General features: G+C 55.9%; 6 protein-coding genes. 3 read left to right on the plus strand and 3 right to left on the minus strand.

The genetic code is table 11. The features are described from left to right. Nucleotides 1-189: hypothetical protein (locus M3461_15210; GenBank protein MDQ3775596.1), on the minus strand; the 189-nt coding region annotated here is incomplete at its 3' end. 371 nt (nucleotides 190-560) lie between these two features. On the opposite strand from M3461_15210, the gene M3461_15215 reads away from it, so the two are divergent. Together M3461_15215 and M3461_15220 are read left to right on the plus strand one after the other, a co-directional pair. Further along, complete coding sequence (locus M3461_15215) at nucleotides 561-785, plus strand: hypothetical protein (GenBank protein ID MDQ3775597.1); 225 nt, start codon at nucleotides 561-563, stop codon at nucleotides 783-785. Nucleotides 786-818: 33 nt separating this feature from the next. After that, nucleotides 819-2420 carry a recombinase family protein gene (locus M3461_15220; GenBank protein MDQ3775598.1) on the plus strand — a complete coding sequence of 534 codons (1602 nt, stop codon included), beginning with the start codon at nucleotides 819-821 and terminating at the stop codon, nucleotides 2418-2420. A 112-nt stretch (nucleotides 2421-2532) separates the two neighbouring features. Here the strand turns inward: M3461_15220 and M3461_15225 are convergent, their stop codons facing one another. Both M3461_15225 and M3461_15230 read right to left on the minus strand, forming a co-directional pair. Continuing rightward, nucleotides 2533-5250 (minus strand): N-6 DNA methylase, encoded by a 2718-nt coding sequence (locus M3461_15225; GenBank protein MDQ3775599.1) that lies wholly within the window; start codon nucleotides 5248-5250, stop codon nucleotides 2533-2535. Nucleotides 5251-5357: 107 nt separating this feature from the next. Continuing rightward, nucleotides 5358-6152 (minus strand): hypothetical protein, encoded by a 795-nt coding sequence (locus M3461_15230; GenBank protein ID MDQ3775600.1) that lies wholly within the window; start codon nucleotides 6150-6152, stop codon nucleotides 5358-5360. 403 nt (nucleotides 6153-6555) lie between these two features. Here M3461_15230 and M3461_15235 point away from each other — a divergent pair, with 403 nt between their 5' ends. Then, nucleotides 6556-7815, plus strand: coding sequence for a type IV secretion system DNA-binding domain-containing protein (locus tag M3461_15235; GenBank protein ID MDQ3775601.1), 1260 nt, complete (start codon nucleotides 6556-6558; stop codon nucleotides 7813-7815). Nucleotides 7816-7969 lie beyond the last annotated feature (154 nt).

Here is a 7969-nt window from a genome sequence, read left to right on the forward strand (position 1 = left end):
GTAAGCGACCAGGATCATTGTCGAGTCGCGGTGCGGGTTGCGGCTGGTCTTCTTGACCGTCTGACGCAGGCCCTCGACCTGCGGTTCGGTCAAAAACCGCGGGGCTTTTCGCCTCTGTCGAGGCGCCCTCGCGTGCTCTGTGGACTTGCGGGTTTGTGCCGGTTGGGGCAGGGTCAAGATCTCGGCCATAGTCCTAATACTATCGGCGCCCGGAAGAGCGACTTGCGGCTTCGTACCCCGTCTTGAGGGCCCGAGCAGCTAAGGCGAGTGGGAACTGGCGGCGAGGGCTTTGCTCTGTGGTCCAGGGCGTGGATTAGTCCACAGGTTGTGGGGGTGCGAGCCCACGTCGCCATAGATCACCCTGCGCCCGTTGGAGCAGGAACCGCATCCGACCCAAAACTGCCGGGAGCGCGCACCTTTGATCAAATCACCCGCCCCACCCCCTTGCAGACGAAGTCCGGTCAGGAGAGATCGATTGATCGATCGCGACGGGGAGACGTGCCAGTGTGCGTAAGCACGCCCTCCTAGAGTCCGTAGGCACCACGCTCTATGGTGGTGGCATGAACGAAGAGAAGCACCACTTTTTGGACCCGGACTTTGCCTTTATCCGGAAGCTCTGTCCGCAGTTCTCGGAAGATGAGCTGCGGGAGGCGAATGCCGCTTTTATGGTCTACCTGAGCGTGTGCTTACGGATTTTTGAGAGGCTAGAGGAAGGGGAGGGAAAGCGTTTTTCTTCCTTGACAGAAAAGGATGCTGAGATACGATCGGATCGATCGGCTCTATAGTGCCTGTGCCGATCTTCTCTTCCTTCTCTCACCATGAAGCCCGTCTATGCCTACATACGCGTCTCTACCGCAAAGCAAGGAGAACAAGGCGTCTCCCTTCAGGAACAGCAAGAAGCGATTGAGCGATACGCGGAGAAGCACGCATTGAGCATTGTCTCCTGCTTTGAGGAGCGCGAAACGGCGGCCAAGCGAGGCCGGCCAGTATTTTCGCGCATGCTCTCCCTTCTCCGGCAAGGCAGAGCGACTGGAGTCGTTATCCACAAGATTGACCGGAGCGCCAGGAATCTCCGGGACTGGGCGGATCTCGGGCAGTTGATTGACGAAGGGGTAGAGATCCACTTCGCGCACGAGAGTCTTGATCTGCATTCGCGCGGAGGACGACTTGCCGCCGACATCCAGGCTGTGATCGCTGCGGACTACATCCGGAATCTGCGGCAGGAGACGAAGAAGGGGTTCTATGGGCGACTCAAGCAAGGCATCTACCCTCTTGCTGCGCCGGCGGGGTATCTCGACCAAGGAAAGGGCAAAGCGAAAGCACTTGATCCGGTCACAGCTCCCCTTGTCCGGAGAGCGTTCGACCTCTATGCAAGGGGCAACTGGGGCCTTGTCGCTCTCTCGGAGGAAATGCGGCGTCTCGGATTCAAGACGAAGCGGGGAGGGAAGATGGCGAAGAACAAGCTCTCGACAATCTTGAACAACCCCTTCTACTTCGGTCTCATCCGCATCAAGCGCACCGGCGAGATGTTCCGGGGCGCGCATGAGCCTCTGGTAAGCAAGGCGCTCTTCGATCGCGTCCATCTTGTTCTCTCTGGAAAGCACCGATTGAAGTTTGTAAAGCACGACTTCATCTTCCGCCGGCTCCTCACTTGCGCCGAATGCACACACGCGCTCATCGGAGAGCGGCAGAAAGGACATGTCTACTATCGCTGCCATTCCCGCGAGTGCCCAATGACAGGCATACGAGAAGAGGCGGTAGAGCAAAGCATCACGGAGGTCCTCTCGCCACTTTCCCTTACTCCCGAGGAACTGGAGGAAATAAGGGGTAAGATCCACGCCTTACGAGAGAACTGGGATGGAGAGCGCGACCGAGAGATGCGAGCCGTGACGCTTGAGCTGGGGAACCTTCGTGGGCGGCTCGATCGACTGACCGATGCCTACCTTGACCGAACGATCGACAAGCAAGCCTTTGAGGAGCGGCGCGCAACGCTCCTGTTTGAGGAGAAAGCGATCGAGGAACGACTGCAAGACATCAGGAACGGAAAACAGCCCGTCCCCGATCGTCTCGACAAATTCCTCGAACTCGTAAAATCCTTATGTTGCAATTACAAAACGGCAATTCCAGAAGAAAAGCGTGAAATACTCCGATCCGTCACCTCGAACCGGGCCATAGGGCCAAAAAACGTTGAAATACAATTGCGATCCCCGTTTCTGGAGCTGGCAAATAGGGGTATCGTCCAATGTGGTGGCCCTGATCGGGCCGTACCTCGAACTTGTGCCGGCGTTTCTGACACTGTGGCAAGTTCTCCTCCTCAACAACCCCGCACCTCGCTTGATGCTTTCTTCGAGACGCTGGTAGGGTGGTTGGAAAAGAATCCGGATGCATTTGCTCCCAAGACGAACGTATCAACCGAGTGAATGATCTCTAATGACTGCCCGATGCTTGCACCGGTCGCCTTCTTTTCCACAATATCATAAATAGCCCAAGTTGCACATTAACGGAGTCTTTGTATTCGCCACAACCACATTCTTAGGCATACCGGTCCCCTTGACTATGGTCCGCATATGGTTGGATGCGCAGGCCCCGGTGTTCAAAGCTGGGCCGTAATTGCTTCAGGAATCCATCGTTTATCATTGCTGACGTGATGTAGTTCAAATCCTCTTGGGACAAGCCGAACAAGTCAGCCACCACCCTGTCCAGTTCCATTAGCGCGTCTTGGAACACGCGGGCCGGGTCCATGCTGCGCATTAGGTCAATGGCTGTAACCACGGCTTCAATGTTGGCAGGCACAAGCAAGGTGCCCAGCGTCTCTACATCGAAGGTGAAATCCTTGCCTTCGTCCACCAATCGCTCCAGCATGTACGCAAGATAGCGGCGCAGCGCGGGATTGGGCACCTTGATTCTGAAGGAGGGGTCATCACTGGTCACCTCATCACCCTGTTCATGAACCACAGTAACCACGGCCCCGGACGCTGCGCCCGTCAGGTCCGCACCGGCTACCAGCGGGCTGTTCTCTGCAAACAGGTCAAACAGCGCCTTTTTTTGGTTGTCAGCAATGAGCCGTTCCACATGCCGGTGAGCGTTGGCCAAATCCTTGTCCTTGCTGATGAGTCCGATACCTGCGGCTCGCAACGCAGTGATGTCGTCAACCCCGCGGTTGGGTGGTATTGGCAGCAGCAACACGCTGCGCTTGAACCAATGCGTGGTTAAGTCTTCAATTATGCTGGCGCGGAGCGCCTTGATTGCGAACCACTGAATGATGCGGGACATAAGGTAAAGATTCAGCGGGAAGTCTTCCGCAAGCTGGGCCATCAGTACGGTATTCTGAAACGCGGTATTGGGGGGTACAGGGCAAGCGATTGGCAACTGTGAGATTTCCCTAACCGCGTACAGCTTGGAGAAATCGAACAGATGCCGATACGCGTACAACCGAAGCGAATCTACAAAGGAGCGGTCCTGGTCCCAGTAGCCCATTGGTTTGCCCCTTGGGCCTTCTGGAAACACGTTCTGGCCTTTGTAAACTGGCCAGCCGGAATCAACGATGGCGCGCGCGCTGCCCAGCTTGATGCCGTACGCCAGCATCACATATGATTCCCATTCGAGCGAATTGGAACCGGCTGGTATTTGCTCAACAGCGTTGGCCTGTGCAGTGCCCACTTTCCGGTGGCCCTTGCGCTTATAGACAACCTTTACAATGCTACCCAGCCGCGGAGCTTGCGCCATGCGCCCAAGCAAGCTGGCGTCTGCGGCTGACACCTTGGTCAGAATTGCTGCGGTATCCTCTTCAGCAGCGTCGGCCATCCATGGCGCTGCGCCCAGGCCAGTGGGAATGTATGCGGATTGGGAAATCTGGTTGCGTTTAACCGTGGACCGTTCTGCCTTGCTGAAGTCGATTGTATCGGTGTACGCGTCGTAGCAGCCCATGGACAGCGTGGACATAACAACTTCATCGTCTTCTGTCCCCGGCCTGTTCTCCAGAACGAAAATGATGGTGGGGCGTTTGATCCCCCGGAAGGTCTTCTTTCGCAGCGCTTCCATGTCTGCGATTTCGACCAACTTGAATTCCATTAGTACTCGGCGTAGCGGCCCCGAATAAGCAGCGTCCAGCACGCCCATGGGCACGATGAAGGACACGCGGCCCGCGGGCCGCACCCAGCCGCGTATCGCACGGTATAGGAAATGGATGTACAGGTCTACCTGCCCATGAGCCACTTCCTCATACGCCCACAGGGTCCCTTCATCAACCGACAACCTGTGGGGGCGCACATAGGGTGGGTTCCCGATTACGATGTCATACTGCTTGAGCACTATCTGTCTGAGGCGTCTGGGCACGCTGGCCAAGCGCTTACGGCGCAGGTCACTTGCCACCGTGGGAAAGTCCAACGCCGTTTGAGACGCGCTGGTATCAAGCCCCCTGATAAGGGGCACGCCAAACGTGTCCAGTGAAGAGTGACCCCCTTGCACCTGAATAGCTGGCATCAGCTGTGCGGCCAGGGTGCGGATTTCAGCCGGTGACTTACCGGTGAACAGGTCAATGTTGTGCCAAAGCAGTTGTATCTGGGCAAGCGACACGGAAAACGGGCTGATGTCCAATCCATGCAGCCGTCGCAACGTCAGTGTTACCGTCTGTTCCGTGAGCATGCCAGCGGTACGTAGCCGGTCCACGTCCTGATTGAGTGCTTCTACCAAGAATGTCCCTGTTCCGCATGCCGGGTCCAGCACGGTCTTGGTTGAATTGTATTCGCAGCGTTCCAACATGTAGCGAGCAATCTCTGGACGCGTAAACACCTCGCCCAATGCGCGCCGCTTTCCAGGGTCTAAGTAGTGATCATAGACGCCAGAAAGGATGTCACCATGTATGGCCCTGAAGTCCCAGCGTGACAGCAAGTACATGGCGTGCAGCAGCGCAGAGCTGAAGTTTTCGTCTGAACTATCAAGAACCCAGTCCAGGATGTTCTGATCGAAGAGGTTCCGGTACAATTCAGCCGATTGCCGGTAGGTTTCCATTAGCAACGCCTGCATAGGCTTCGAATAGTAAGCTGCGTAGCGGGCAAACACTTCCACACCGCCGTTACTGATGTAGCGCTTCAGAAACCCATGGTCTTCAGAAAACCTGACCATGAGCATGCGTGAGACGATTAGGGAGGCCGTTTCATAGATGAATGACTCAACCACCTTGCCGCTATCCGTCAGCTTGCTGCCGGTGCGTCGGGACTTCAGCAGGGAAATGTCTCCTTCGATGCCCATTCTCGTGGCGTACCCGCCCAGCAGATGCTTCTCAATTCTTAACGCGTATAGGTGCGGCTTAACATCAGCCGCAAAGCGGTCATGCGCTTCCGGGTATTCCGCGATATCTACACGGTGGGAAGCGAACGCGCAATTTCTTCATCAACGATGTTGGTGAGCTCGATTGGGAATCCCAAAGTGTTCCAGTCATAAAGCGCCGGCCCCCATCGGGATTCCATTTCTCTTATTAGTGCGTTCGCAGCGGTCAAGTCCGGTACCACCTTTGTGTCCACCAATTGCGTGACCGCACTGCTGAGTATGAATGCTATCTCCCGAATGGTTTCAGTGAAGTGATGTTTGCCCAGTTCATCGATAGACTGAAACGCGTACCGCGTCTTGCCATCCCGAAAGTCCTTTAGTTGTTCTTCCAAGGCCACGTGTTCGGGCCGCAAGTCCCCGAAGCACGTAGCGAACCGTTCTGGATCAGTAAGATTTTCCCATAAGTGAACGGAAGGCTCCGTCTTGGCCATGACATCCCATTTGTGGACTTCCCGTTGATCCAGGATGAAAAACCACCGCGTCCCGGCTTTAATGTACTTCTTTTTCTCCTTGTATATACCAGACGCGTTCTCGGACACATCACGACCGCGTTTCACTTCAAAGACACCATACGCGTGGTCCGGGGTCTTAATAGCGCGGCCACTCTTGGTACTGAATACGGTCAGGTCAGGGATGTGGCGACTACCGGCGAAAGCTGAGTCCACGACAACTTGGTCTGACTTCAGGCCGATTCCAAATGCCGGGGTGACAAGAAGATCACGGATGAACGGGTAAAGGTTACGTTCCCCAGAGGAATCATTACGGAACTGCGCGATTTTCTTAATGAGTGCCGTAGCACTCCGACCTGTGCGGGGATCGGGCATATGCGAACACTTACCTTACCGAAAATAGAATCTGAGGAACATAAGCAGACATGGCAGGTCTGATAAATCGTTGTATGGCCCCCACCCAAATGCGTTATATTCGCGCTTGTGTTAGATTCTGTGGTCGGATACGATCTCGCAATCTGTATTGCTGATAAAGATCTTCACAGATGTTTTGCTACGGCGAATCGCGTGCCAGAAGAACTTCCTGCCCGTGGTATATCACGCCAAGCAGATATTGGCGAAACGAGGAGGTACTCATTCGTTAGGTTCTGAACGACCTGCCGTCGATGATGCTTGTGTCGATCAATTTTGGCACCTAGCATCCCTATGGCCGCCGAAGCGGACAAGGGGGCGGGATGCACAACCAAAAGGAGGCACATATCCCTCCCCGCGCGACCGGATGAAGGCTTCCATCGGCATATTCTCCTCCCTTCGGACTGTAGCAGAACGGAGTCACAATGGAAAGATGGGCATCTTCTCGTCCCCCATCACCTACTTGGGTCGGACCACCTTCCGCAACCGAGGGGTCCCTTTCGGCATCAAGGAGTCTGACCGCCTCTCCCACATGTACGTCATCGGTCGGACCGGGACGGGGAAATCGACACTTCTTGAGGCGCTGATGCGGCAGGATATTGGGCAGGGGAAAGGCATGGCGCTCCTTGATCCGCATGGAGATCTTGCAGAGAAGATCGTGGGGGCTCTCCCTGACCGTCGAAAAGAAGACCTCGTGTACTTCAACGCTGCCGATCCCGCTCAGCCGTACGGGTACAATCCCCTGAAGCGCGTGGTGAAGGACAAGAGACCCCTTGCAGCCTCAGGACTTCTCGAAGTCATGAAGAAGATGTGGGACGATGCCTGGGGGCCGAGGATGGAGCATATTCTCCGCAATGCTCTCCTTGTCCTTCTGGATCAGGAGCACGTCACCTTGCCCGATATCTTGCGGCTCTTCCACGACGATGTCTTCCGGAAACGGGTAGGCGCCGAATGTACCAACCTACAGGTGAAGGCGTTTTGGCTTACGGAATATCCGAAGTACTCGTACCGGCTTCGCGCTGATGGCATTATGCCGATTCAGAATAAAGTGGGGGCGTTCTTGGCCAACCCGATCCTGTACCGCATCCTTGCGGAGCCGGAGAAGACCCTGAACTTTCGACGGATCATGGATGAGGGGAGGATCCTGGTTATCAACCTCGCCAAGGGGAAGATTGGCGAGGATTCCACGGCTCTCCTCGGCGGACTTTTGGTCACCACCTTAAGCCTCGCTGCGTTCAGCAGGGCGGAGGTGGCAGAAACCAAGCGGCACAACTTCTTTCTCTATATGGATGAGTTCCAGTACTTCACCACGTTGAGCATGGCCAACATGACGGCTGAGCTCAGGAAGTATCACGTTGGACTTATCCTTGCCAACCAGTTCCTCGACCAGCTTGAGCCGGAGGTTCGAGACGCAATCCTCGGGAACGTGGGCACGCTCGTATCGTTTCGCGTGGGACCGAAGGATGCGTCCCTCATTGCCAAAGAATTTGATCCAACCTTCGAGCCGACGGACCTACTCAATCTTCCGAACTACCACATCTACCTCAAGCTCATGATCGACGGGGCGCCGAGTAAGGCGTTTAGCGGGGTGACACTCCAGCCGGCAGAAGGTATAAAGGGCGAGTGAACCGGCCGAGGAGGACGACGGGGCTTCGCGAGAGCCACCGTTTCGTCTTTGACTGTTTTGGGGCGAGCCCACCCACCCCAGAGCAGGGGGAAAAAGTAACCCCTTTCCTATACCGCCGCGCCCCGTGGTGGGGTGCGGCCGGGGTGTCGCTTGG

It is taken from the genome of Pseudomonadota bacterium, assembly GCA_030860485.1.
Lineage (GTDB): Bacteria > Pseudomonadota > Gammaproteobacteria > JACCXJ01 > JACCXJ01 > JACCXJ01.

What these genes read in the sequence shown, in the direction of transcription:
- M3461_15215 (MDQ3775597.1), top strand. Translation starts at nt 561, where the DNA reads ATGAACGAAGAGAAGCACCACTTTTTGGACCCGGACTTTGCCTTTATC.
- M3461_15220 (MDQ3775598.1), top strand. Translation starts at nt 819, where the DNA reads ATGAAGCCCGTCTATGCCTACATACGCGTCTCTACCGCAAAGCAAGGA.
- M3461_15225 (MDQ3775599.1), bottom strand. Translation starts at nt 5,250, where the DNA reads ATGGGCATCGAAGGAGACATTTCCCTGCTGAAGTCCCGACGCACCGGC.
- M3461_15230 (MDQ3775600.1), bottom strand. Translation starts at nt 6,152, where the DNA reads ATGCCCGATCCCCGCACAGGTCGGAGTGCTACGGCACTCATTAAGAAA.
- M3461_15235 (MDQ3775601.1), top strand. Translation starts at nt 6,556, where the DNA reads ATGAAGGCTTCCATCGGCATATTCTCCTCCCTTCGGACTGTAGCAGAA.